A 23,768-nucleotide genomic window follows, 5' to 3' on the forward strand; every position below is an offset into this window, starting at 1 on the left:
CCGTGTCGCACAGTGGCGGCGCGACGGCCCGGGCGGTGGTGACCGGCATCGGGGTGGTCGCGCCGAGCGGCATCGGCGCCGACGCGCACTGGCGTACGGTCCTCGCCGGCACCCGCCGGACCGGGCCGATCACGTTGTTCGACCCGGCCGGCTATCCGACCCGCTTCGGTGGGGAGGTGCCCGGCTTCACCGCCGACTCCTACGCCGACAGTCGACAGTTGGTGCAGACCGACAGGTGGACGCACCTCGGCTTCGCCGCCACCCGGCTGGCCCTGGCCGACGCCGGCCTGCCCGACCGGGCCCCCGACCCGTACGGATACGCGGTGACCCTGGCCAGCTCGTCCGGGGGCAACCTGTTCGGTCAGCGGGAACTGCAACGGCTGTGGGGCGGCACGTCGCGGACGGTCGGGGCGTACCAGTCGATTGCCTGGTTCTACGCGGCCAGCGTCGGGCAGCTCTCCATCCATCACCAGTTCAAGGGCCCGAGCGGGGTGTTGGTCGCGGAGTCGGCCGGCGGGCTGGACAGCCTGGCGCACGCCGCCCGCGCGGTGCGCAGGGGCACCCCGGTCGTGATCGCCGGGGCCACCGAGTGCCCGTTGAGCCCGTACGCGCTCGCCTGCCAGTTGCGCTCGGGACTGCTCAGTGACGTCGCCGACCCGGAGCGGGCGTACCGGCCGTTCGACGTCACGGCCAGCGGCTACCTGCCGGCCGAGGGCGGAGCGGTGTTCGTGGTGGAGGAGTTGGGGCACGCCCTGGCCCGGGGCGCCCGGGTCTACGGCGAGGTGAGCGGGTGGGGCTCCACCCACGACGCCGCGCACACCACGGAGCAGAGCAGCGGCGACCCGGTCCAGTACGCGCGGGCGATGCGGTTGGCCCTGGACCGGGCGGGCGTCGCCGCCGCCGGAATCGACGTGGTGCTGCCCGACGCTCTCGGCGTGCCCCGCTACGACCGCAGCGAGGCCGAGGCGTTGCGGGCCGTGTTCGCCGACCGGCCACCCCCGGTGACCACGCAGAAACCGCTGACCGGTCGGGCGTACCAGGGCGGGTCGGCGTTGGACGTGGCCACCGCGCTGCTCGCCTTCGCCCACGACACGTTGCCCGCGTCGGCGGGACCGGACGAGGTGGCCGAGGGCTGCGAGCTGGACTTCCTGCGCGAGCACCGCCAACCGCGAAGCCGGCTCGCCCTGATCTGCGCGCGGGGCTTCGACGGGTTCAACAGCGCGCTGGTCCTGCGCGGGGCCGCGCCGATGAGGGGAGAGGCGTCATGAGCGACAAACGAGCCCGGGTGGTCTTTCTGGTGCGGGTGCCAGTGCCGCGCACCGCGCAGTTCCTCGCCGCGTACGAGAAGGTGCGACACCTGGTCGCCGACGGTGTGCCGGGGCACCTGGTCGACCAGGTGTGCCGGTCGTCGACCGACCCGGAGCAGTGGTTGATCACCAGTGAGTGGGTGAGCCTGGCCGACTTCGAAGACTGGGAACGCAGCCCCGAACACCGTGACCTGGTCCGCCCGATGCGGGAGTGCTTCACCGACGCCCGTTCGCTGCGCTTCCACATCCACGCCCAAACCCCCGCCCTGCCCTGACACTCCGCGCCACCCCGGTCCGCTTCCGCGATCTTGCACTTACTGTCGCGACATGGGGGTCATTCCACGCATCTCGACGACCGAAACTGCAAGATCGACGCGGGTAGGCGGGCCGGTGCCCTGGCTGCGCCGCGCGGGGTCGACATTGTGGTCAGAGGGCGTAGGGTCCTGGAGCCATGAAGGTATTGATCTCGGTGGACCTGGAAGGCATCTCGGGGATCGTGCATCCCGCCGAGACGAACCCGGATCGGTACGACTACGAGCGCGGCCGGGCGCTGATGACGGCCGAGGCGAACGCGGTGATCGCCGGGGTCCTCGATGCCGAACCCGACGCGGTGGTGTGGGTCGCCGACGCGCACGGCACGTTTCGGAACATCCTGCCGGAGGACCTCGACCGGCGCGCTCACCTGGTGCGGGGCAAACCCCGCCCGCTGGGCATGCTCGCGGGGCTGGACGAGCAGACGGATGCCGTTCTGCTCGTCGGCTATCACGCTCGGGCCGGTGCCGGGCCCGCCGTGCTGGCCCACACGATAAGTGACGCCGTCCTCGACGTGCGGGTGGCCGGCCGGTCGTTGGGCGAGATCGGCCTCAACGTCGCCATGGCGGGGCACCTGGACGCGCCCGTCGTCCTGCTCAGCGGAGACGACACCGCCTGCACGGAATTCAGCGAGCTGGTGCCCGCCGCGGTCACCGTCGCCGTCAAGCAGACCCTGGGGCAGGCCGCCGCGGTGACACTGCATCCACAGGAAGCGCGGGAGCGGCTGCGCCACGCCGCCGCCGACGCGATCGCCCGGCGCGCCTCGATTCCCCCGGCGAAGATGGCCGGGCCGTTGGACGTCGAGGTCGACCTGTACGGCCCGTACATGGTCGACCTCGCAACTCTGGTGCCCGGTGTGACCCGCGTCGGCGGCGGCCGGACTGTCGCGTTCCACGCCGCCGACGTCGCCGAGGCGTACCGGCTGGTTCAGCTGCTCGTTCAACTCGCCAGCATCAAACCCGGCTAGCCGGCGTCCCCGAAGAGTCCTGGTGTGGCGCGGGTCGTCGTTACGACTGTGCAGACACGGCCTAGCAGAAGGCGTTATCGACCAAGTCGTTGAGCAGGTTCTGGCGGGTCGCCGCCAGTTCGGGGTCACCGGTGTTGGTGAAGATCGACACGGTCAACCGACGCCCGTCGTCGGTGAACGCCGGCTCCACCTGGTATCCGAAACCGGTGCCGCCGTGTCGCCAGTAGCCACCGCCACAGGACAGCGGTATCCAGAAGATGCCCAACCCGTACCCGGAACCGGCAGGCGAATCCGCCGTCGCGACCAGCGTGCGCATCTGCGCCTGCTGCGCCGGTCGCAACAGGCGGCCTCCGGCCAGGGCGGCCAGGAATCGGTTGAGGTCGGACGCCGTGCTGGTCATCGATCCGTCGGCGCCGCTGTCCAGCCCGCGGATCGCAGTCGTCGTGTCTACCAGCGGACCTCCCCGGGTGAACTGCATGTAGTTCGTGGCATGCGGCGCGGGAAGGTCGCGCAAGAATCCGGTGCGGGTGCGCCGCAGGCCCAGCGGCCCCGTGATGCGGGCGTCCACTTCGTGTGCCCAGCTCCGCCCGGTGACCGCTTCGATCAGCATGCCGGCGAGGACGTAGTTGGTGTTCGAGTACGACCAGGTGGTGGCGCCCTGCGGGTGGCCCAGGGCAATCGTCACGAGCTGCTCCGGCGGGTACGGCCTGTCCCGCTCCCGCCGGTAGGACTCGGGCGTGGCGTAGTTCCCGATCAGGTCGGACGAGTAGTCGTACAGTCCGCTGGTGTGCTGCAAGAGCTGCCGCACGGAGATCCGCCGACCGGCCACCGCACCCGGCAGCCACTTGTCAACCTGATCGTCCAGCGTCAGCCTTCCTTCGCCGACGAGTTGCAGCACCACGACCGCGGTGAACGTCTTTGTGGTACTCCCGATCCGGAGGTAGGGGTCGCGCGCAACGTCCCGGCCCGAGCGGACAACCTGCACCCCGGTCCGGGACTCCAGGCGGGTCAGGACGCCGGTCACACCGGTCGCCCGCAGTGCCTCGGCATCACGCCGAAGCTCACTGCGTGTTGTGGTGGCAGCCGTCGCCACCAGCAATGTCATTGTCGCTGCCACCGCAAGAGTCCGCATGGGCTCCACTATGGTCGCCGGTCCAGGGGCCATCACTCCGGAACGCCCCCCGGTGGTGCTCCGGCCAACCCCACCCCCTTCGACGGGCCGGTGCACCGATAACCGCGACGCCATCGGCCGTCCGGTTGGTACCGCGCGACGCTTGTACGAGGGGTCATGTCTCGGTGACGCTCCGCCAAGTCGCCCGCTCGATCCTGTCCGCCGAACGGGCTGTCGGCAATCCGGCGGGCCGCTGCTTCTGATCCATCCATTCGCATCTAGCAATGGCCCTGCGGCCGTCGTATGGTTCCCCGCAACACCCCGACAAGCGTACGTGATGGGCGGATTCGCCCTCTTTCATGCTGGGCGGTGAACGGCAGTGACGGCAGAAGATCCTACGGCGACCGACCCCGGCTGGGTGGACGATGTCCTTTTCGCCGGCCACCCGACCGACGTTTGTCTCCGTCTGCCCGAGCCCGTCGACCGGGCCGCCCTGCACCGGTTGGTCACCGCCGCGCAGCACCGGTTGACCGCTGCCGGACTGCGCCCCGGTGGCGCTGCGGCGCTGCGGTTGCCACCGTCGCTGGCGTACGTGGTGAACCTGCTTGCCACCTGGCGCGCCGGGGGGCAGGCGATCCTGCTCGACCACCGGCTCACCGACCACGAGGTGGACCGGGCGCTGGTCCGGTTGACCCCGCAGGTGGTGGTCGCTCCGGTGCGGACCGGTGGCGGCGCGCTGAAGATTTTCGTCGACGTCACCGAGGGCGTCACAGGGTACGCCGACCGTCCGGCGGTCAGCGGCCAGGCCGTGATCCAGCTCAGCTCCGGCTCCACCGGCCCGTCCAAGGTGATCGGCCGCACCGCCGCCGACCTGGTCGCCGAGGTGCACCGCTACACCCTGATCGACGGGGTGGCGCTGCCTGGCGAGCGGCTCATACTGCTGCCCTCGATGGTGCACGTGCTCGGCCTGGTCGGTGGCCTGCTCTACGGGCTGCACGCCGGGGTCGAGCTGGTTCCGCCGGAGCGGCTCAGCGGCGACGCGGTGCTGGCCGCGATCAGCTCCGGCACCACACCGGCCACAGTGCTCGGTGTGCCGTTCCACATTGGACTGCTCGCCTCCACCCGCCCGGCTGGTCCACTGCCACAGCTGCGGCGGATGACCACCGGTGGTGAGCTGGTGCCGGCCGCCGTCGCCCGGGCGTTCACCGATCGCTACGGGGTGCCGCTGGGCAACATGTACGGAATGACCGAGGTCGGGGTGATCGGCACTGACCTGTATGGCGCGCACCGACCGTCGATCGCCCCCGCGCCCGGTATCGAGGTCCGCGAGTCCGGGGGTGAGCTGTGGGTGTCCTGCCCGGCGTCGCCGTATGTCGGACTGAGCGACCCGACCCGGTGGTCCGACGGCTGGCTGCACACCCGTGACGCCGGCACCGTCGATGAGGACACCGGCCTGGTCACGGTGCGCGGTCGACTCGACTCGCAGGTCTCCGTCGGCGGGATGAAGGTCGACCTGACCGAGGTGGAGGCCACCGTCGCCGAGCTGACCGGTGTGGCCGCCGCCGTGGTGGTCTGGGACGACGGCATCACCGCGTACGTCCAACCCGACGGACCGCTGTCGGAGGAGTCGCTGGACAAGCTCCTCGCCGAGCGGTTGGCCGGCTACAAGCGGCCCCGGGCGTTGCACCTGCTCGATCAGTTGCCCCGTACCACCACCGGCAAGTTGGTCCGCTCGACCGACGTGCTGCGCTCGGCGGCCACCTCGTGACCGGGCCGCTGCACCACCTTGACGTCGACAGGTGCGCTCGCCTGTGCGGCGATCGCCAGGACGAGGCCCCGGCCCAGCCGCGGGTGACCGACCCGCAGGGCCTCGGCGCCGGGCACCGGCCGCAACGGCAGCCCCGGTGGCGGCATCAACCGGCGAAGCCCGCCGCCGCGCAACCCCTGCCCGCACGCCTTGCCGACCGCCTCCTTGGCGGTCCACAGTCGCAGGAAGTCCACAGCCCGGCCGGCCTCGGGCCGATCGCCCAACCAGGCCAGCTCGGCGGGCGGGAACCAGCGGCGGGCCAGCGCGAGCGCCGGCAGCGGGCGGATCCGCTCCACGTCCACCCCGACCGCGCCGGCCCGACGGGCGGCGACCACCACCAGCCCGGCGGTGCGGCTGACGCTGACCGCTACCTCGACCTCGTCGGCGCGGACGACCGGCCGTCCCTCGCGGTCGTGCGTCAGCACCACAGCGGTGTTCGCGCGACCGAGCAGCAGGGCACTCGCCCGCCGCACCAGCACAGCGGACGGGTCCGGCTGACCGCCGGTGTCCCGGCCGACCCACACGTAGACGGTGTCCCGACCGGACACCGTCAGCTGACCCACCTAGAGAGGGTATCCATGAGAGCCGAGGTCCGCGCCTTCGTCGTCGAGCAGCTCGCCGACATGAACTACGACGTCGAGGGGCTCGACGACGACACCACGCTCGGCCCGTCCGGCGTCGACCTGGAGTCACTCGCCCTGGCCGACCTGTCCGTCCGGGTCGAGGACCGGTACGGCCTGACGTTCGCCGACGACGAGTCGGAGCAGCTGGCCCTGATGACTGTCGGCGAGTTCACCACAATGGTCGCCAATCGCGTCACCGAGGCGACGAGCGACAACGCCTGATGAGCGGTCAGCCCGATCTGGGGCGAGCTGACCTGATGAGCATGCTCGCCGAACTCACCGCGAAACCGGCTGCCGAGGTGTCCGACCGGATCGGCTCGATGGAGCTTGCCTGGCTGGTGCACCTCGTCGAGCAGCGCTACGAGTGCCGGCTCGACCTCACCGACGACGAGCTGGCCGGCATCCGCACCGTCGACGACGCCCTGGTGGTGTTCCGGGCGTCGCTGACCGCCTCCGCAGATGGTTGAGGCGCGCGTCGCCCAGCTCACCGGTGTGCACGCGGTCAGCGCCCTGGGGCGGGGCGCCGACGCGCAGCTCGCCGGTGTGCTGGCCGGGGTGCCGGCGTTCGCAGCGGTGAGCCGATTCGACACCGCCGCCCGCCGGGTCACAGTGGCGGCCACACTGCCCGAGGTCGCCACCCTCCCAGACGAGTTGGCCGCCGCTGTCGACGCGGCCTGCCGAGCGGCCGGCCTGGACCGCGCGCAGCGCAGCGGGTGCGCCCTGCTGCTCGCCGTGCACGGCGGCCCGGCCCCGGGCCCGACGCCGGCCGTGCTCGCCGGACAGCTCGCCGCCCGATGTGGACTCTCGGGTCACACCCGGGTCTACACCAGCGCCTGCGTGTCGGCGAGCACGGCGGTGGCCGATGCCGCCGCCCGGATCACCCGCGGTGACGTCGAGCGGGTGGTGGTCGCTGCCGGCTACCTGGTGGAGTCGGACCAGTTCGCGCTCTTCGACGCCGGTCGCGCCCTCGCTGTCGACGGGGCGGTCCGCCCGTTCAGCGCCGGCCGCCGGGGGTTGCTGCTGGGTGACGGCGTGGCCGCTGTGGTGCTGGAGTCGAGCACCGGGCGGCGACGCGGTGTCGATCCGGTGGCCACAGTTGTCGGTTGGGGGCGGGCCGGCGACGCGTTCCATCCCTGCCAGCCGGAGCCCGGTGGCAGCGGACTGGCCCGCGCTGTCGGCGGCGCGCTGCACCGGGCCGGGCTGGCACCGCAGTCCGTCGGCTACGTCAACGCCAACGCCACCGGAACCGCGCAGAGCGACGCCGCCGAGGCGGCCGCCCTACGTCGGGCCCTCGGTGGGCATGCCGACCGGGTCCCGGTCAGCTCCACGAAGTCGGTGCACGGGCACGCGCTGGAGGCGTCCGGGTTACTCGAACTGGTGGTCACCGCGCTCGCGCTGCGCCACGGTGAACTGCCTGTCAACGCCGGCTGGCTCGCCCCCGACGAGTCCTGCCCCCTGAACGTGGTCAAGGACCGTCCCCACAAGACGGAAGCCACCCACGCCCTGACCCTCAACGCCGCCTTCGGCGGCGCCAACACCGCTCTCCTGGTCGGCCTCGAATGACCGCCCCCGAGTCCCCGCGATCTTGCACTTTCTGCCCCGACGATTCTGACCAAACACCCGAAACGACGACCGAAACTGCAAGATCGACGAGGGTCAGGGCGGGGGTCAGGGCTCGGGCTTGCTGGCCTGAGGGTGGGGACGTCGCGGGCGCGGCGGCGGGCGTGCCGGGGTTCGTGCACTCGGACTTCGCACCGGTGGTGGTGGCCGTCGCCGAGCGGTGTCTGCGGCGGGGGTACGGGTCGGCGGGAGTACCGGCCGGGGTGCGGACGGGGATCGTGCTGGTCAGCGCCAGCGGCGATCTCGCCAGCGCCCAGCACGTACGGGCCACCGTCGAGGCCGGCGGGCGGGTCGGCCCGCTGTTCTTCTTCCAGTCCGTGCCCAACAGCGTCGCCGGGCACCTCGCGGCCCGCTGGGACCTGCACGGCCCGGTCGTCTGCCTCAGCCCGACCGGCGACCCGTACACCGACGGTGTCGCCGAGGCCGACCTGCTGCGCGACGACGGCGACGCCGACGAGGTGTTGCTGATCCTGATCGAACAGGCACCCGACGGGCCGACCGAGGCGGTCGCGGTGCTGCTGGGGGGAGGAGCACGACAATGAGGAAACGGGGACTGCGCGGCGCACTGGCCGCCGACACCGAGCTGGGCGCGGGCAACGTCCTCGCCCGGGTCCTGGCGCACGGCGCCGACCCGGACGGGCCCGGACTGACCTTCGACACCACCGTCGACGGGCACCCCGCCGAGACGCCGCTGACGCTGGGGCGGCTCGACGAGCGGGTCGCCGCCCGCGCCGCCTGGCTGCACGAACAGGGGGTACGCCCCCGCGATCCGGTCGCCGTCTGGGCCTCCGCCGCCGCCGACATGGTGCTCAGCTTCCTGGCACTGGCCCGGCTCGGCGCGATCCCGGCGCTGATGAACGGCAAACTCCGCCCGGAGATCGCCGCCGAGTACATCCGACGCCTGCGGGGCGTCGCTGTGCTGGCCGACGACGAGCACACCGCGCTGCTGGCCGGGCACGACCTGGGCGTACCGCTGCTCGGCACTCCCGCGCAGGCCGGCGCGGGTGACCCGGCCACGGCCCCGGCGCACTACCGGCACCACCCGGACGACCCGATCGTGATCACCCACACCTCCGGGACGACCGGGGTGCCCAAGGCGGTGCTGCACTCGCACGCCAGCCTCTTCGCGGCCACCCGACACCTGTTCACCATGCCGCAGGCGCAGGGCACCACCCGGATCCTCAACGCGCTACCCGCACCGCACACCGCCACTGTGCTGATGGTCAACCAGGCGCTGGGCAACCGCGCGCAGATGTTCCTGCTCTCCGAGCAGGGCGGCGAGCAGGTGCTGGACGCCATCCAACGCTGGCGCCCCGACGGGGTGTTCGGTTTCTCGGTCACCTGGGCGGAGCTTGCCCGCTTCGACCTGTCCGGGTACGACCTGGACTCGGTGCGGCTGTGGTTCAACACCGGCGACGCCTCGCACGAGCCGCACATCCGACGCCTGGTCGCTGTCGGTTGGCGCGACACCATCACCCGCGACGGGGTGGCGAAGGTGCCCGGCTCGGTTTTCATCGACGGGCTGGGCTCCAGCGAGATGGGGCACTCGATGTTCCACATCACCCACCGCGCCGACACCGACCGCTACGGCCGCTGCATCGGCCGCCCGTACCGGTTCGCCAGTGTCGCGGTGCTCGACGCCGACGGGGAGCCGGTGCCGGTCGGCGAGGTGGGTTTCCTGGGCATCGACTCGCCGTCGCTGTTCCGGGGCTACTGGAACGACTCGGTCACCACCTACCGCTTCCGCCAGCGCGGCTGGTATCTCACCGGTGACCTGGTCCGCGCCGACGCCGAGGGCCGCTACTACCACCTGGACCGGGCGGTGGACTCGGTCGACGCCGGTGACGGGCGGCGCTTCTACACGGCGTTGTCCGAGGAGCGCATCCTCGCCGCCTGTCCGGACGTCACCGACTGCACTGTGGTGATCGTCGCCGAGGCCGGCGCGGTCGTCACCGACGTGCTGTTGGAGTTGGCCGCCGGCGCCGACGAGGCCGAGGACCGCACAGAGCGGGTCCGGGCCGCCCTCGGCCCGGACGTCGGCGCCACGCTGCGCCGGGTCGTGCCGGTGCGCTCCGCCGACATCCCGGTCACCGTGACCGGCAAGGTCCGCAAGGTGGTCCTGCGCGAGCGCTACCTCACCGAGGTCAGCTCGTGACCGCGTTGATCACGGGGATGGGTCTGTTCACCCCGGTCGGGCGGGGCGTCGAGGAAACCTTCGACGCGTTGACCACCGGCCGGTCCGGGCTGACCCGCCCGCCCGGGGGGCACCCGGCGAGCACGTCGCTGGACGTCGCCGGCCTGCTGCCCGACATCGACCCACGCACCGTCGCGTCCGGGCCGGAGACCCGGGTGCTGGACCGGATCGTCGTCCTCGCCCTGCTCGCCGCCGCCGACGCTCTCACCGACGCCGGCATCGAGGTGGGCCGCGACGTCGACCCCGACCGGATCGGTGTGATCGTCGGTGGGGTCGGCGGGATGGCCACCCTGGAGTCGCAGGTGCTGGCCCGGGCGGCCCGGGGTCGGGCGGCGGTCAGCCCGTACCTGCTCACCGGGATTTTGCCGAACATGCCGGCGGCGCGGATCGCCATCGCGCACGGCATCCGGGGCTACAGCTCGTCGGTCGGCACCGCCTGCGCCTCCGGCGCCCAGGCAGTCGCCGACGGGGTGCGGCTCATCGCCACCGGAGAGGTCGACGTGGTGCTCTGCGGGGCCAGCGAGGCACCGCTCTTCCCGACCTTCGCCGACACCTTCGGCAACGCGCGGGCGTTGGCGCGCGCCGGCACCGACCCGGGCCGGGCGAGTCGACCGTTCGACACCTCCCGCAGCGGCTTCGTCCTGTCCGAGGGTGCCGCCCTGCTGGTGCTGGAGCGCGCCGAGCACGCCGCGGCGCGCGGCGTCGCCGGGTACGCCGAGGTGGCCGGCCACGGCGCGACGACTGACGCGTACCACCCGACCGCCCCCCGCCCGGACGGCGCCGGCGCTGCGGCGTGCATCCGCCGGGCGCTGCGCAGCGCCGGTGTGCCGGCGGCGGCGGTCGGTTACGTCAACGCACACGGCACCGGCACGAAGCTGGGTGACATCGCGGAGACCACCGCCCTGGCCGACGTCTTCGGCGTCGGCGGTGTGCCGGTCAGCTCCACCAAGGCGCTCACCGGTCACCTGCTCGGCGCGTCCGGGGTGCTGGAGGCGGCGGCCACCGCTTTGGCGCTCGGTCGAGGGCTGCTGCCGCCGACGTACCACCTCGACGATCCGGATCCGGCCTGCCCGGCGGACCACATCCGTGGCACGCCCCGCACCGCCGACCTGGAGTACGCGGTGACCAACTCGTTCGGGTTCGGCGGCCAGAACGTGAGCCTGCTGCTGGCGCGCGTCGCCGAGCCGAGGGGGTGATCGAGGCGGCATCCCGGGCGGGGTGTGCCCGGACGGCAACAGGGGGAATCGGGTGGGAAGGGTTTCAGGGGACATGGACATCCGTGGTATCGACCACATCGAACTCTACGTGGGGGACGCCCGACAGGCGGCCTTCTACTTCAGCACCGCCGTCGGCTTCGAGATCTGTGGCCAGGGTGGTCCGGAGACCGGGCTGGAAGGGCAGCGCTCGCTGCTGCTCTGCCACGGCGACATCCGGTTGCTGCTCACCTCCGGGCTGAGCGCCGAGCATCCGGCGGCGCGGTACGTGCAACGCCACGGTGACGGCATCGCTGTCGTCGCTGTCGAGGTCGACGACGTGTCGGCCGCGTACGCCGAACTGGTGGGTCGGGGCGCGACAGGTGTGACGCCGCCGACCACCCGTACCGGCGCGGACGCCGAGGTGGTGATCGCCGAGGTGGACGGCTTCGCCGACGTGCGGCACCGGCTGGTGCAGCGCCGGGGCGAGGGGGGCGAGTTCCTGCCCGGCGCCATCACCGCGACGGCGTCCACGACGGACGGCCACCCGCCGGTGCTCGCCGAGATCGACCACCTGGCGGTCTGCGTGCCGCCCGGCCAGCTCGACGCGACGGTCCGGCACTTCGAGGCGCTGTTCGACTTCGCGCAGATCTTCGAGGAGCACATCGAGGTCGACGGGCAGGCAATGAACTCCAAGGTGGTGCAGAGCCCGTCCGGGCTGGTCACAGTGGTGCTGCTCGAACCGGACCGCACCCGGCGGCCGGGGCAGATCGACGCGTTCCTCGACCAGCACGCCGGTGGGGGAGTGCAGCACCTGGGGCTGCGCACCGACGACATCGTCGGCGCGGTCGAGGCGCTGGGCCGGCGCGGGGTGCGCTTCGCCGGCACCCCGGCCAGCTATTACGACGCCCTGGAGGCGCGGGTCGGTCGGATCGACGCCCCGCTGCACCGGCTGCGCGAGCTGGGTGTGCTCGTCGACTCCGACCACGACGGCCAGCTGTTGCAGATCTTCGCCGAGTCGATGCACGTGCGTCGCACGCTCTTTCTGGAGCTGATCGAGCGTCGCGGCGCGCGGGGCTTCGGCAGCGGCAACATCAAGGCGCTCTACGAGGCCAAGGAGCGGGAACTGGCCGCCGTGGCGGCCACACCACAGGGGGTGGGCGCATGACCACGCTCACCGACGAGGAGCGGGCGCTGCTGCCGTCCGACGACGACGTGCGGCACTACGCCGAGCATGGCTGGTACCTGTCGGGAAAGGTCTTCACCGACGACGAGGTGGACGCCCTCGCCGCTGCCGCGCAGCGCTACTACGACGGGGAGCGGGACCGCCGGCTGCCGGCACGCCCACCGAAGCTGGCCTACTGGGAGCCGTCCCTGGGCCCGGTGCAGCGGCACAACGACTACGTCCACCACGAGCACGACGGACTCGGCGCGATCCTGCGCAAGCCGCTGCTCGGCGCGGTCGCCGCCCGGCTCGCCCAGGCCGACGAGATCCGGGTCTTCCAGTCCACGCTGATCTACAAGCCGCCGATCTCCGGCGAGCCGAGCAACATCGTGCCCTGGCACTTCGACAAGCACTACTGGGCGTCCTCGTCGTCGGAGAAGATGCTCACCGCGTTCATCCCCTTTCACGACTGCGGGGAGGAGATGGGCACCATCACGATGGTCGACGGTTCGCACCGGTGGAAGGAGATCGGCGCCGACGACACAGTGGTGCGGCACTTCGCCGACCGGGACCGCAGCCAGCTGGAGGAGATGCTGGCCGAGAACGCCGCGTACAACGGCGCGGAGATCCGCAGGATCCCGATGGTGATCCCCAAGGGACACGTGAGCTTCCACCACTGCCGCACCTACCACGGCAGTGGCCCCAACGTCAGCGGCCGCCCCCGACAGGCGATCTCGCTGCACCTGCAGGACGGCGACAACGCCTGGCGGGAGTATCCGCTCTCCGACGGCACGCTCGCCGCGTACAACCACGACGTGCTGGTCCGCCGCACCCACGAGGGGCGGCCGGACTACGCGGACCCCGACTACTGCCCGGTCATCTGGCGCCACCGCGCCCAGCAGGGAGGCTGACATGTCACGGTACGACTGGGGTAAGACGCACCCGGGCATCGAACGGTTGGAGCGGGCGGTGACCGAGCGGCGCGACGCCGTGGTCAAGCACCCGCTCTACGCCAACCTCGACACCCACGAGGCGCTTGTCACCTTCATGGAGCACCACGTCTTCGCGGTCTGGGACTTCATGTCGCTGCTGAAGTCGCTGCAACGGCAACTGACCTGCGTCACCGTGCCGTGGATCCCGACCGGCCCGACCGGCAGCCGTCGCCTCATCAACGACATCGTAATGGTCGAGGAGAGTGACGAGCTGGGCGGCGGCTACATCAGCCACTTCGAGCTGTACGTGCAGGGCATGGTTGAGGCCGGCGCGGACACCACAGCGGTGAACGCCCTCGTCGACCTGCTGCGCACCGGCCGGCCGGTGACCGAGGCGCTCGTCGAGGCGGGGGTGCCGGCCGCGTCGGCGAGGTTCGCCGCGACCACCTGGCAGATCATTGAGTCCACCCCGGTGCACTGTCAGGCGGCGGCCTTCGCGTTCGGCCGGGAGGACCTCATCCCGGACATGTTCACCCAGGTCGTCTCCGTCAACGAGGTCAGCAACCGGCTGAACACCTTCGTCGACTACCTGCAACGGCACATCGAGGTCGACGGCGAACAGCACACCCCGATGGCCATGCAGATGCTTGCCGACCTGTGCGGCGACGACGACACCAGGTGGCAGGAGTGCGCCGACACCGTCAACACCGCCCTCACTGCCAGGGCGCGGCTCTGGGACGACATCCTCGCTGCCATCAAGAGTCCGGCGTGACCGACGCCGACCCGGTCCGGCTCTACCGAACGGTGCGGCTGATCCGCCGCTTCGAGGAACGGGCGGTGGAGCTGGTCCACGGCGGGCAGATCGTCGGCGGCGTCCACCCGTACCTCGGTCAGGAGGGGATCGCCGCCGGCGTCTGCGCCGCGCTGGACGCCGACGACGTGCTGGCCGGCACCCACCGCGGGCACGGCCACGTCCTGGCCCGCGGGGCCGATCCGGCCCGGATGCTCGCCGAGCTGTGCGGCCGGGTCACCGGCCTCAACGCCGGTCGGGGCGGTTCCATGCACGCCGCCGACCTGAGCATCGGCGTGCTCGGCGCCAACGCGATCGTCGGCGCATCCGGGGCGATCATCACGGGCGCGGTTTGGGCCCACCGTCGCCAGGGCCGCGACACCGTCGGGGTGAGTTTCTTCGGCGACGGCGCGGTCAACGAGGGGATGTTGCTGGAGGCGTTCAACCTGGCCGCGCTCTGGCGGGTGCCGGTGCTGTTCGTCTGCGAGAACAACGGCTACGCCACCACCATGCCGGTCGCCGGCGCGGTGGCCGGCAGCATCGCCGGCCGGGCCGCCGCGTTCGACATCCCGGCCGTCCAGGTCGACGGCCAGGACCCCGAGACGGTACGCGTCGCCGCGGCCGCCGCCGTCGACCGGATGCGCGCCGGCGGCGGCCCCGAGCTGATCGAGGCCCGGACGTACCGCTTCGACGTCCACCACACCTTCGAACACGCGGTACGCCTCGACTACCGGCCACCCGACGAGGTGACCCGTGGTCGGGCCCGGGACCCGGTGCGCATCCAGGGTGAACGCCTTACCGACATCGACCGCGCCGCAGTGGACGCCGAGGTCGAGGCGATCCTCGACGCGGCGGTGCGGTTCGCGGTGAGCAGCCCGGAACCCGACCCGGCCGACGCGTTGACCTACCTGTACGCCAGCGGCCTGACCGCCCGCGCCGGAGGTGGTTGAGGTGCCCCGACTGTCGTACCGTCGGGCGCTCACGCGGGCCCTCGGCGACGAGTTGGCCCGCGACGAGGCGGTGTTCCTGCTCGGCGAGGACGTTCAGGTCGGGGCGTCGCTGGTGACCACGGGGCTGGCCAAGCGGTTCGGCACCGAACGGGTCCGCGACACCCCTCTGTCCGAGCAGGCGTTCACCAGCTTCGCCACCGGGGCGGCGCTGGCCGGGCTGCGGCCGGTGATCGAGTTCCAGATCCCGTCGCTGCTGTTCCTGGTCTTCGAGCAGATCGTCAACCACGCGCACAAGTTCCCGTTGATGACCGGCGGGCAGTGCAGCGTCCCCGTCACCTACCTGGTGCCCGGCTCCGGCTCGCGTACCGGGTGGGCCGGGCAGCACTCCGACCACCCGTACAGCCTCTTCGCCCACGTCGGCGTGGTCACCGTCGTGCCGGCCACCCCCGCCGACGCGTACGGGCTGCTGGTCACCGCGATCCGCCACGACGACCCGGTGGTGGTGTTCGCGCCGGCCGGAGCGCTGGACGTGCGTGCCGACGTCGACGACCTGACGCCCGTGCCGCTGGGCCGAGGCCGGATCCACCGCTTCGGCGACGACGTGACTGTTGTTGCGATCGGGCACCTGGTGCACGACGCGCTCGCCGTCGCCGAGGAGTTGGCCGACGAGGTCTCGGTGGAGGTCTTCGACCCGCGGACCCTGTACCCGTTCGACATCGACGGTCTCGCCGAGTCGGTGGCCCGCACCGGACGCCTCGTGGTGCTCGACGACGGCAACCGTTCCTGCGGGATGGCCGCCGAGATCATCGCGAGCGTGGCGGAGCGGGTCCGGCTGCTCGCCCCGCCGCGCCGGGTCACCCGCCCGGACGGGGCGGTGCTGCCCTTCGCCCCGGCACTGGACCGGGCCGTCCAGCCCGGCCGGGCCCAGCTCGCCACCGCCATCCACCTGACCATGAAGGACTCCTCATGATCGACCCGAACTATCAGTGGCCGGCGGCTGACCGGGCCTGGACCGACCTGCCGGAGCGGGCCCGCCGGGCCATGGTGGCCAGTGGGGCGGCGGCCTGGGAGCAGGTCTTCCACGGCCGGGCCACCTACAACAAGCAGTGGCGGTTGGCCCGACCCCCGGTGCTCACGGCCGACGCCTGGCGGCAGCTCAACGACGTCTGCGACCGGCTCGCCCAGCTCATCCTCGACGCCTGCCGTCGGCGGGCCGGCACCGCGGGTGAGCTGCGCCGACTGCTCGGCGTACCGGCGGGGGAGACCCGGCTGCTGGACGAGGCCGAGCCGCTGACCGAGGCGCTGCTGGCCGCGTACCGCCCGGACGTGATCTTCTCTGCCGGGGTGCCGAAGTTCGTCGAGTACAACATCGACAGCAGCCTCGGCGGCGGGTTCGACGCCGACACCGTCATCCAACGGTACGAGGGCCTCTACCGGGAGCACGGCATCCTCGACGACCTGCCGGTGCGGGCGGCGCCTTCACTGCTGGACCAGCGGTTCGTGGCGATCCGCGAGGAGCTGCGGCTGCCCGAGGGCGCCCGGGTGGCGCTGCTGATGGACTTCGACGGCGACTACCCGGGCCTCGACGACCCGCAGACGTTCATCCGGATCCTCGACCCGCTCGCCGTACGGGCCCGCGACTTCGGTATCGACCTGGTCATCGCCCCGGTCGCCACCGCCACTGTGGACGTCGGCAACCGCCTGGTCGTCGACGGCGCACCTGTCGACGCGCTGTTCCGGCTGTTCGTGCCCAACCGGGTCACCCCGACCGCCGGCCTGGACGCGGTGGCAGTGGCCCTCGCCGCCGGCACCCTACCGATGTTCGTGTCGGCGGCGGCCTGGCTGCTCGGCAACAAGACCACGTTCGCCTGGCTGTGGGAGGACGTGGACGGGCTACCCGTCGACGACCAGGCACTGATCCGCCGGCACGTGCCGTACACGGTGCCGTTGACCGGCGCGGTGCTCGACCGGGCCATCGCCGAGCAGGCGAGGCTGGTGGTCAAACCAGCCGACGGCTCAGCCGGGATCGGTGTGCTGCTCGGCCCCGAGCTGAGCCCGACGGACTGGGCCGACGGCGTACGGGCCGCCGCCGACCAGGGTGGCGCGATCCTTCAGGAGTACCTGTCGACCGACCGGGTGCCGATGGACTTCGTCCAGATCGAGACCGGTGAGACGATCACCGCCGACGTCCCGTACTCCCTGGCCCCGTACCTCTTCGGCCGGCAGGCGTCCGGCGGCCTGGCGAGGGTCGGCTACCCCGGCTGCGACGGAGTCCTCAACCTGGCCCACGGCGTCCTCCTAACCGGAGTCCTCCTCACCGGCTGACCCCCACCTCCGCCCCGGTGATCATGAAGTTATTGCCACGACACGCCGGCGGGGAGGGCAATAACTTCATGATCAACGCGGTGGGGGTTTGGGGAGGCGGTGGGGGGACAGGGTGCGGAGCGTTTGGGCTGTCGCTATGGCGTCGCTGCGGGCGCTGCCGTGGCGGCCGTCGGTGCTGTAGAGGGTGGGGTCGGCCGTCAACGGGTGGTCGGTGAGGTGCACGTGGACGGTGTCCAGGTGCTCGGCCAGGCTTGCGGTGTGGGCCGACAGGCGGCGCATTCGCTCGCCCAGGCCGGACCGGACGTGCTCGGGCACCGCCGGGCTGTGCGAGACGTCGAACATGCCCACTGTGATCACGGCGGCGCCCACCTCGCGCAGCGCGATGATCATCGCGGTTAGCTCGGCGTCCACCGCCTCCGCGTCGTACGCCGGGTGGAAGGCGTCGTTGCCGCCGCAGACGACCAGCGCCAGGTCCGGTGCGAAGGCCAGCGCCGGGGCGAGCTGGGTGGCCCGCACCTGGTGCGCGCGCAGCCCGCGTCGACCCAGATTCCGGTACGCGAGCTCGGGGCGCACGGCGGTCAGCTCGGCGGCGACCCGGTCGACCCACTGCACGTCCGGGTAACCAGGTGTCGGCTCACACATGCCCTCCACGACGCTGTCGCCGAGCGCCACGAACCGCCGCCACGGGTGCCCGCTCAGCAGTGCGGTGGCCTCCCCGGGGCGCAGACAGTACGGGTCCGTCGATTCGGTGAGCGTCGATGGCATGCCGGCACGCTAGCCGACCGTCGGGCTGCCGGGCCAGGCTCAGCCGGTCAGGCTGACCTCGGCCAGGTAGACACAGGTCCGCCCCTCGTGCGACGAGTAGTAGCTCACCCACAGCAGGTCGTCGTGCCAGACCAGTCCGGGGTAGCTGGTGTCGCCGCCGGACGGCAGCGCGACCAGCTCGGTCAGCTCGCCCCGGTCCGGGTCGACGACGCAGATCGAGGTGCGGACCACGCCGTCGTGCAGCCGCACCCCGGCCAGCAGCAGCCCGTCGGGCAGTCGGAGCAGCGTCGGCCCGCCCACCTGGACGCCCAGATCCGTCCAGGTCCAGTCCCGGTACGGCGGCACGGCCCGGCCGAGCTGCGCGCTCGCGGTGCCCGCGTCCCGCCGTAGCAGGCAGAGGGCGGTGCCGTCCGGGGCGAAGACCAGACCGGACTCGTTGGGGTACCCGTCCTCGAACAGCGCCGGCGCCCACTGCCGCAGGTCCACCCCGTCCGTGCTGCGGTAGAGCCGGGCGAACCTCGGCTCCCGGGTGGCGTAGCCGACGCCGTACATCGCGTCGTCATGCCAGGCCGCCCGCCACACCCAGACGTCCGGCTCACCAACCGGGGTCGGATCGCCAAAGGCATGCCCGTCGGTGGAGAGCCAGGTCACCGTCTGGAACGTCTTGGTGACCGTGCCGGTGGCGGCCGCAGCCAGCAGTTGCAGCCGCCCGTCGGGTCGCGTCACGAAGCGGGGGTCGCGCAGGTCGGCGTCGGCCTGCCGGATGACCGTCGCGGAGGTCCAGGACCGGCCGTCGGCCGACGTCAGCACCCGGATCACGCCGTCGTCGCTCAGGTGGGTGCTTGCCTCCCGGAAGGCGCAGAACCAGCTCCCGGCGTACCGGATCAGGTCGGTGAACGCGTTGTGCGGCGCGCTGTCGCCGATCCGGCGCACGGCGGTGACCTCGGCGGTGCGACGGCGGGTGGGTGACGACGTCATACGCGGCAGCCTCCAGGTGCGGTGACGACGGTCGACGCTAGCCGTCCCCGGCCGACGCCCGCGCGGCCAGCAGCCGAACGTCCGACGAACAACGCGCGGACGCTGTCGGATTGGCGTCGTGGACGACGCCGCGGCGGCGCGCCGGGGTGGGCTGGTGGCACCCAACGCCCACCATGGGCGGTGGGCTGACCGCAGAATCCATCGGCGAGGGAGGTGGCCGCATGCTCGGTTCGTTCCTTCAGGCCCTCGCCACGAAACTGGTCGAGGAGATCCTCAAGCTCCTGGTTCAGTGGCTGGCGCCGAAGGCGCTGCGGTCGGTGCCGCACCGCGCCTCGCCGAACTGCCCGCGCTGCGGCGGGTACGGGGTCCGCCGGTGGGCGCCCGGTGGCATGTGGATGTTCCTGCCGTCGATGCTGGCCTTCGCCTGGGGTTTCGGGTTCACAGTGCTCGGTGTGCCGGTGGTCGTGCTCACCGTGGTCGCCGTGCTGGTCTCCGACGGCGTCGGCGGAGTGCCGACCGCGTTGCTCGCGTCGCTCGGCCTGCTGGTCCCTGCCGCGCTGATGGTCGCGGGCGCGTTCGGCCTGGCCCACTACCACAGCTACCCACCGAAGTGGTGCGCCCGCTGCCACTGTCGGTGGCCACGGCGGGACCGGGACGAGTACCTGCGGGCGTCGGCCCCGGTGGTGAGGTGCGGCTGCGGTCAGCGGCTGAGGGTGCCCCGGGCACGGGCGCGGCTGCGCTGCCCCCGCTGCCGATCCGAGCTCGTCACGGCGACTCCTGCCGACCGCTGACCGGCCTCGGCCGTCACGCGATCAGCGGGCCACGCTCTGCTCGGCGAGCAGTTCGTCGAGGACCTGGCGGGCCCCGGCGGCCTTGGCTGGGTCCTGGTCGCCCAGGGTGATCAGCGACTTCCACAGCGCCCACCCCCGACCCCGGGCCCACGTGGCGTCGTCCAGACCGAGGGCCTCGCGGAAGGCGGACCGGCTCGGACCGTGCAGCAGCGTCCAGGCGATCACCGTGTCGCAGGCGGGGTCACCCACGCCGGAGCAACCGAAGTCGATGACGGCGGCCAGCCTGCCGCCACGGACGAGGAGGTTACCGTGGGCGACATCGCCGTGGAACCAGACCGCCGGCCCGGCCCACGTGGCGTCGAGGGCGGCCTGCCACATGCGGGTCACCGTGTCGACGGGCACCTGATCGCGGTGCGCCACGATCGCCCGCCGGGTCTCGCCGTCGTACGTGGACAGAGGGCCGCCGCGCCAGGCGCTGTGCGGGCCGGGCGCAGGGCCGTCGGTGGCGTCCACGTCGCGCAGCGCGCGCAGGAAGACGGCGAGGTCGGTGGCGAACCGGGTCAGGTCGTCGATCCGCTCGGATTGGGCGATCCGCCCGTCGATCCACCGGTAGATCGACCACGGGTACGGGTAACCGGCGCCGGGCTGCCCGCACGCCAGCGGCACGGGGATCTCCACCGGCAGTCGTGGTCCGAGCACCGGCAACCAGCGCTGCTCCTTGGCAACCTGGAGGGCGTACCCCTCGCCGCTGGGCAGCCGCACGCTCATCGTCTCACCCAGGCGGAAGGTGCGGTTGTCCCAGCCATCGACCTCGACCGGCCGGACCGGCAGATCCGCCCACTGGGGGAACTGCTCGGCCACCAGGCGGCGGACCAGGGTCGTGTCGATCCGCTCGGCCACGGCGGCGTCGGTCTCCGGTACGCCCGGTGTGGGTCGCGCTTCCATTGGTCCGAGCCTGCCGCAGGCGGGCCAGGCCCGCAACGGGTTTACGGGGCAGCGACGGGTGTGGGCCGCGCCGGTGTCTCCGGGCCGGAGGCCCTGCTCAGCAGCGGGTACGCGGTGACCACCAGGCACGCCGCCGCCATTGTCAGCAGGGCCGGGGTGAATCCCAAAGCGTCCACCGACCAGCCGCCGAGCAGCGCGCCGACCGGCAACCCGACGAACGCCAACGAACCGGCGATGCCGATCACCCGGGTCTGCAACTCCGGTGGCACCCGCTCGTAGAGCGCCACCCCGAGCAGCGGGTTGACCGCCGCGATGCCGATTCCGGACAGGAACGTCACCACGAGCACCACCGGCAGTTCGTCGCTGATCGCCAGTGCCACCAGCCGGGGCGTGCCGGCGACCAGCGCGCCGACCAGGAACGTCAGCCGCCGGGGCAGCCGGGGGCCGAGCGCGGTGAACACCAGGTTGCCCAGCAGCGCGCCCGCCGAGAACGCCGCCAGCACCAGGCCGAGACCGCTCGGGCCGGGCAGCTCCCGGGCGACCCAGACCGGGATGTAGACGGCGACGCTGGCGTTGGCCACCATGTTCAGCGCCGAGATGACGGCGAGCATGCCGAGCAGCGGCCGGTCCCGGCCCAGGTAACTGAAGCCACCCCGCAGGGCGCGCAGGTAACCTTCCGGCTGGGCGGGTTGCGTCGGGCCGGCCGGCGGGCGGACCAGGACGCCGATGAGCAGCGCGCAGACCCCGAAGCTGGCCGCGTCGATGAGGATCGCCTCGGTCACCCCGAAGACGGCGATCAGCAGGCCGCCCACTGCGGCACCGAACAACGTCACCACCCGGCTGAGGCCGTCGTAGGCGGAGGTCAGCCGGATCAGCGGCACTCCGGCGGCCTCCGCGACCGGGCGGAACATCACGTGCTTCACCCGGTCCCCGATGCCCCGCAGCGCGCCGGCCACCGCGACGAGCGCCACCAGCGGGACGAAGCCCAACCACGGGGTCAGCGCCACGACGACCATCACCACCGCGCTGCCCGCGTCGCAGAGGATCGAGGTACGGCGCAGGCCGATCCGGTCCGCCCAGGGCGTGCCCAACGCGCTCGACAGCAGGTACGGCAGGGTCTCTGCGAACGCGACCAGGCCCATCTTGGTGGGGCTGCCGGTGGTGACCAGCACCAGCCACGGAATGGTCACCACCGAGATGCGGGTGCCCAGGTTGGAGATCAGGTCCGCGCCGACCAGGACCACCAGTTGCCGGCGGGGGGTCACGCCCCGACCGCCGCCGCCCGGCGGGCCGCGTACCGTGCGCGCAGCGCCCGCTTGTCCACCTTCATCGACCGGTTCACCGGCAGCCGGTCGAGGAACTCCACGGCGGCCGGCGCCCACATCTTGTTGAGCTCGGCGGTCACCAGCTCGATCAGCTCCGCCCCGATGACAGTCGCGCCCGGCCCGAGCACCACGTACGCGTACGGCACCTCGCCGACCGTTTCGTCCGGCACGCCGATCACGGCGGCGGCCCGTACCTGGGGGTGCCCGACCAGCACGTCCTCGATGGGACGGCAGAAGATCGCCCAGTTCCGGCGATGCGTGACGATCATGTCGTGGGCCCGGTCGACGAGGTAGAGGTAGCCGTCGTCGTCGAGGTGGCCGATGTCGCGGGTCCGCACCCACCCGTCGACGAGCGTCTGCGCGGTCAGCTCGGGCTGACCGTGGTAGCCGGCGAAGCTCAGTCGGGTCCGCACCCACACCTCGCCGTCGCGGCCGGTCGGTAGCACCGCGCCGTCGTCGTCGCGGATCTCGACGCGGACGTCGCCGTAGGGCCGCCCGCAGGAGCGCAACCGCTCCGGGTGCTCCGGATCGTCGGTCAGCCCGGGCAGCGCGGTGATCACGACCGCCTCGCTGAGGCCGTACACGATGCGCAGCACCGGACCGAACCGCGCGATGGCCTGGCGCAGCCGGGCGGGCGCGGCGGGCCCGGCGCCCACGTTGAACATGAACATGGCGGAGAAGTCCGCGTCGACAAGCGCCGGGTGGTCCAACACCTCGTAGAGCATCGGCGGGGTGACGAAGGTCGAGTTGATCCGCTCCCGTTGCACGGTGTCCACGAAGACCGCCGGGTCCCACTCGTCGCGCAGGAACAGCACCCCACCGGTGAACAGGTTGAACAGTGTGGTGATCTGCCCACTGGCCAGCCACATCGGTGAGTGCGACAGGTGCCGCAGCAACGGGAACCCGGCGGCGCGGAAGTCGGCGGCCAGGGCGAGGATCTGGGCGTAGAAGCTCTCCCGGTGGTGCACCAGCTTGGGGCTGCCGGTGGTGCCGCTGGTCTGCAGGAACGACTCGGGCGCCGGCACGGACGCCGGCAGCTGCGTCACGTCGGTGTCGGCGGTGAGGTCGGGGCCGGCGCCACCCGCGCCCAGACAGCAGACCGGTGTGGCGGGCAGCGCGGCGGCCAGCTCCGGGCCCAGACCGGCCGGGTCCCGGGCGTCGTAGACCAGGGCGTCCGGGCGGGCCAACCGGATGAACTCGTCGACCTCCCGCCGCGCTGTCACCGGGGCGACCCACATCGTCCGGCAGCCGAGCAGGTGCAGGGCGAGTTGCAGCAGTGGACCCTCCACCGCGTTCGCGAGGGTCACCAGCACCGCCGACCCGGGCCGTACGCCGTGCCGGGTCAACGTCGCGGCCATCGCCCGGACCCGCACGGCGGCCTCGGTGTAGGTGAGCCGCTGATCGGCGCCGACCAGTGCCTCCCGGTCGCCGAATTCGGCGAAGAGATCCAACACCCTGTGCACGTAGGTAGTGGTGTGCCCGGGTCCGTCAGTCATCCGGCAGCCCCCATCCGAGAAAGCGGCGGTCTCCGGGCAGCTCCCGGTGACGACGCGACGGTGGCGCGCTTGGGCGACCGCACCGCCGCCGCCTGGAAGCCTAGGCGGGAAACGGCTGGTCGGAACCGTGCCGACGGGCGGTCCGGGCGGCCCGCCGGACATTTGATGGCGT

Annotated in this window: 24 protein-coding genes; 17 read left to right on the top strand and 7 right to left on the bottom strand. The window is 72.3% G+C overall.

The genetic code is table 11. From position 1 onward, the window contains the following. Window positions 1-2: 2 nt before the first annotated feature. The 3 genes from AB0B98_RS18950 to AB0B98_RS18960 all read left to right on the top strand — a co-directional run bounded on the left by AB0B98_RS18950 (window position 3) and on the right by AB0B98_RS18960 (window position 2,586). Window positions 3-1,268, top strand: coding sequence for a beta-ketoacyl synthase N-terminal-like domain-containing protein (locus AB0B98_RS18950; protein ID WP_357364221.1), 1,266 nt, complete (start codon window positions 3-5; stop codon window positions 1,266-1,268). Further along, a complete protein-coding gene (locus AB0B98_RS18955; protein ID WP_357364117.1) occupies window positions 1,265-1,582 on the top strand; it encodes an antibiotic biosynthesis monooxygenase family protein in 318 nt (105 codons plus the stop codon). Before AB0B98_RS18950 ends, AB0B98_RS18955 begins: the two co-directional genes overlap by 4 nt. A gap of 176 nt (window positions 1,583-1,758) precedes the next feature. Beyond that, window positions 1,759-2,586 carry a M55 family metallopeptidase gene (locus AB0B98_RS18960; RefSeq protein ID WP_357364119.1) on the top strand — a complete coding sequence of 276 codons (828 nt, stop codon included), beginning with the start codon at window positions 1,759-1,761 and terminating at the stop codon, window positions 2,584-2,586. A gap of 61 nt (window positions 2,587-2,647) precedes the next feature. On the opposite strand, the gene AB0B98_RS18965 is transcribed toward AB0B98_RS18960, so the two are convergent. After that, on the bottom strand, window positions 2,648-3,718 hold the full coding sequence (locus AB0B98_RS18965; RefSeq protein WP_357364121.1) for a serine hydrolase domain-containing protein: 1,071 nt from the start codon (window positions 3,716-3,718) through the stop codon (window positions 2,648-2,650). 397 nt (window positions 3,719-4,115) lie between these two features. Here AB0B98_RS18965 and AB0B98_RS18970 point away from each other — a divergent pair, with 397 nt between their 5' ends. After that, window positions 4,116-5,465: a class I adenylate-forming enzyme family protein gene (locus AB0B98_RS18970; RefSeq protein WP_357364123.1), complete on the top strand. Its 1,350-nt coding sequence runs from the start codon at window positions 4,116-4,118 to the stop codon at window positions 5,463-5,465. On the opposite strand, the gene AB0B98_RS18975 is transcribed toward AB0B98_RS18970, so the two are convergent. Next, window positions 5,393-6,067 carry a 4'-phosphopantetheinyl transferase superfamily protein gene (locus tag AB0B98_RS18975; protein ID WP_357364125.1) on the bottom strand — a complete coding sequence of 225 codons (675 nt, stop codon included), beginning with the start codon at window positions 6,065-6,067 and terminating at the stop codon, window positions 5,393-5,395. The two genes, AB0B98_RS18970 and AB0B98_RS18975, sit on opposite strands and share 73 nt — an antisense overlap. Before the next feature lie 15 nt (window positions 6,068-6,082). On the opposite strand from AB0B98_RS18975, the gene AB0B98_RS18980 reads away from it, so the two are divergent. The 12 genes from AB0B98_RS18980 to AB0B98_RS19035 all read left to right on the top strand — a co-directional run bounded on the left by AB0B98_RS18980 (window position 6,083) and on the right by AB0B98_RS19035 (window position 17,296). After that, on the top strand, window positions 6,083-6,349 hold the full coding sequence (locus tag AB0B98_RS18980) for an acyl carrier protein (protein WP_238672266.1): 267 nt from the start codon (window positions 6,083-6,085) through the stop codon (window positions 6,347-6,349). Continuing rightward, a complete protein-coding gene (locus AB0B98_RS18985; protein WP_357364127.1) occupies window positions 6,349-6,594 on the top strand; it encodes an acyl carrier protein in 246 nt (81 codons plus the stop codon). Before AB0B98_RS18980 ends, AB0B98_RS18985 begins: the two co-directional genes overlap by 1 nt. Continuing rightward, window positions 6,587-7,690, top strand: a complete 1,104-nt coding sequence (locus tag AB0B98_RS18990) for a beta-ketoacyl synthase N-terminal-like domain-containing protein (RefSeq protein WP_357364129.1) — start codon at window positions 6,587-6,589, stop codon at window positions 7,688-7,690. Before AB0B98_RS18985 ends, AB0B98_RS18990 begins: the two co-directional genes overlap by 8 nt. 161 nt (window positions 7,691-7,851) lie before the next feature. Beyond that, window positions 7,852-8,289 carry a beta-ketoacyl synthase chain length factor gene (locus AB0B98_RS18995; RefSeq protein WP_357364131.1) on the top strand — a complete coding sequence of 146 codons (438 nt, stop codon included), beginning with the start codon at window positions 7,852-7,854 and terminating at the stop codon, window positions 8,287-8,289. Next, window positions 8,286-9,902, top strand: a complete 1,617-nt coding sequence (locus AB0B98_RS19000; RefSeq protein WP_357364133.1) for a class I adenylate-forming enzyme family protein — start codon at window positions 8,286-8,288, stop codon at window positions 9,900-9,902. The genes AB0B98_RS18995 and AB0B98_RS19000 overlap by 4 nt, the downstream gene beginning before the upstream one ends. After that, window positions 9,899-11,137: a beta-ketoacyl-[acyl-carrier-protein] synthase family protein gene (locus AB0B98_RS19005; RefSeq protein WP_357364135.1), complete on the top strand. Its 1,239-nt coding sequence runs from the start codon at window positions 9,899-9,901 to the stop codon at window positions 11,135-11,137. The genes AB0B98_RS19000 and AB0B98_RS19005 overlap by 4 nt, the downstream gene beginning before the upstream one ends. 73 nt (window positions 11,138-11,210) lie before the next feature. Next, on the top strand, window positions 11,211-12,302 hold the full coding sequence (gene hppD / locus AB0B98_RS19010) for a 4-hydroxyphenylpyruvate dioxygenase (RefSeq protein WP_357364137.1): 1,092 nt from the start codon (window positions 11,211-11,213) through the stop codon (window positions 12,300-12,302). Continuing rightward, a complete protein-coding gene (locus tag AB0B98_RS19015; protein WP_357364139.1) occupies window positions 12,299-13,210 on the top strand; it encodes a phytanoyl-CoA dioxygenase family protein in 912 nt (303 codons plus the stop codon). Before hppD ends, AB0B98_RS19015 begins: the two co-directional genes overlap by 4 nt. 1 nt (window position 13,211) lies before the next feature. After that, entirely contained in the window at window positions 13,212-14,003 is a 792-nt protein-coding gene (locus tag AB0B98_RS19020) for a DUF3050 domain-containing protein (RefSeq protein WP_357364141.1), read from the top strand. After that, complete coding sequence (locus tag AB0B98_RS19025) at window positions 14,000-14,971, top strand: thiamine pyrophosphate-dependent dehydrogenase E1 component subunit alpha (RefSeq protein WP_357364144.1); 972 nt, start codon at window positions 14,000-14,002, stop codon at window positions 14,969-14,971. Before AB0B98_RS19020 ends, AB0B98_RS19025 begins: the two co-directional genes overlap by 4 nt. Before the next feature lies 1 nt (window position 14,972). Further along, window positions 14,973-15,941, top strand: coding sequence for a transketolase C-terminal domain-containing protein (locus AB0B98_RS19030; protein ID WP_357364145.1), 969 nt, complete (start codon window positions 14,973-14,975; stop codon window positions 15,939-15,941). Beyond that, window positions 15,938-17,296 carry a hypothetical protein gene (locus AB0B98_RS19035; protein WP_357364147.1) on the top strand — a complete coding sequence of 453 codons (1,359 nt, stop codon included), beginning with the start codon at window positions 15,938-15,940 and terminating at the stop codon, window positions 17,294-17,296. The genes AB0B98_RS19030 and AB0B98_RS19035 overlap by 4 nt, the downstream gene beginning before the upstream one ends. Before the next feature lie 72 nt (window positions 17,297-17,368). On the opposite strand, the gene AB0B98_RS19040 is transcribed toward AB0B98_RS19035, so the two are convergent. Next, window positions 17,369-18,061: an SGNH/GDSL hydrolase family protein gene (locus AB0B98_RS19040; RefSeq protein WP_357364149.1), complete on the bottom strand. Its 693-nt coding sequence runs from the start codon at window positions 18,059-18,061 to the stop codon at window positions 17,369-17,371. Between the two features lie 39 nt (window positions 18,062-18,100). Further along, window positions 18,101-19,039 (bottom strand): exo-alpha-sialidase, encoded by a 939-nt coding sequence (locus AB0B98_RS19045; RefSeq protein ID WP_357364151.1) that lies wholly within the window; start codon window positions 19,037-19,039, stop codon window positions 18,101-18,103. Between the two features lie 221 nt (window positions 19,040-19,260). On the opposite strand from AB0B98_RS19045, the gene AB0B98_RS19050 reads away from it, so the two are divergent. Next, window positions 19,261-19,830, top strand: coding sequence for a hypothetical protein (locus tag AB0B98_RS19050; RefSeq protein ID WP_357364153.1), 570 nt, complete (start codon window positions 19,261-19,263; stop codon window positions 19,828-19,830). A 21-nt stretch (window positions 19,831-19,851) separates the two neighbouring features. On the opposite strand, the gene AB0B98_RS19055 is transcribed toward AB0B98_RS19050, so the two are convergent. Genes AB0B98_RS19055 through AB0B98_RS19065 form a run of 3 tightly spaced genes read right to left on the bottom strand, consistent with a single transcriptional unit; the run spans window position 19,852 to window position 23,596 of the window. Further along, on the bottom strand, window positions 19,852-20,775 hold the full coding sequence (locus tag AB0B98_RS19055) for an aminoglycoside phosphotransferase family protein (protein ID WP_357364155.1): 924 nt from the start codon (window positions 20,773-20,775) through the stop codon (window positions 19,852-19,854). Between the two features lie 41 nt (window positions 20,776-20,816). After that, on the bottom strand, window positions 20,817-22,040 hold the full coding sequence (locus tag AB0B98_RS19060) for an MFS transporter (protein ID WP_357364157.1): 1,224 nt from the start codon (window positions 22,038-22,040) through the stop codon (window positions 20,817-20,819). Next, window positions 22,037-23,596: an AMP-binding protein gene (locus tag AB0B98_RS19065; RefSeq protein WP_357364159.1), complete on the bottom strand. Its 1,560-nt coding sequence runs from the start codon at window positions 23,594-23,596 to the stop codon at window positions 22,037-22,039. The genes AB0B98_RS19060 and AB0B98_RS19065 overlap by 4 nt, the downstream gene beginning before the upstream one ends. Window positions 23,597-23,768: the final 172 nt, after the last annotated feature.

The sequence above is a fragment of the Micromonospora sp. NPDC048947 genome, assembly GCF_040649495.1.
Lineage (GTDB): Bacteria > Actinomycetota > Actinomycetes > Mycobacteriales > Micromonosporaceae > Micromonospora > Micromonospora alfalfae.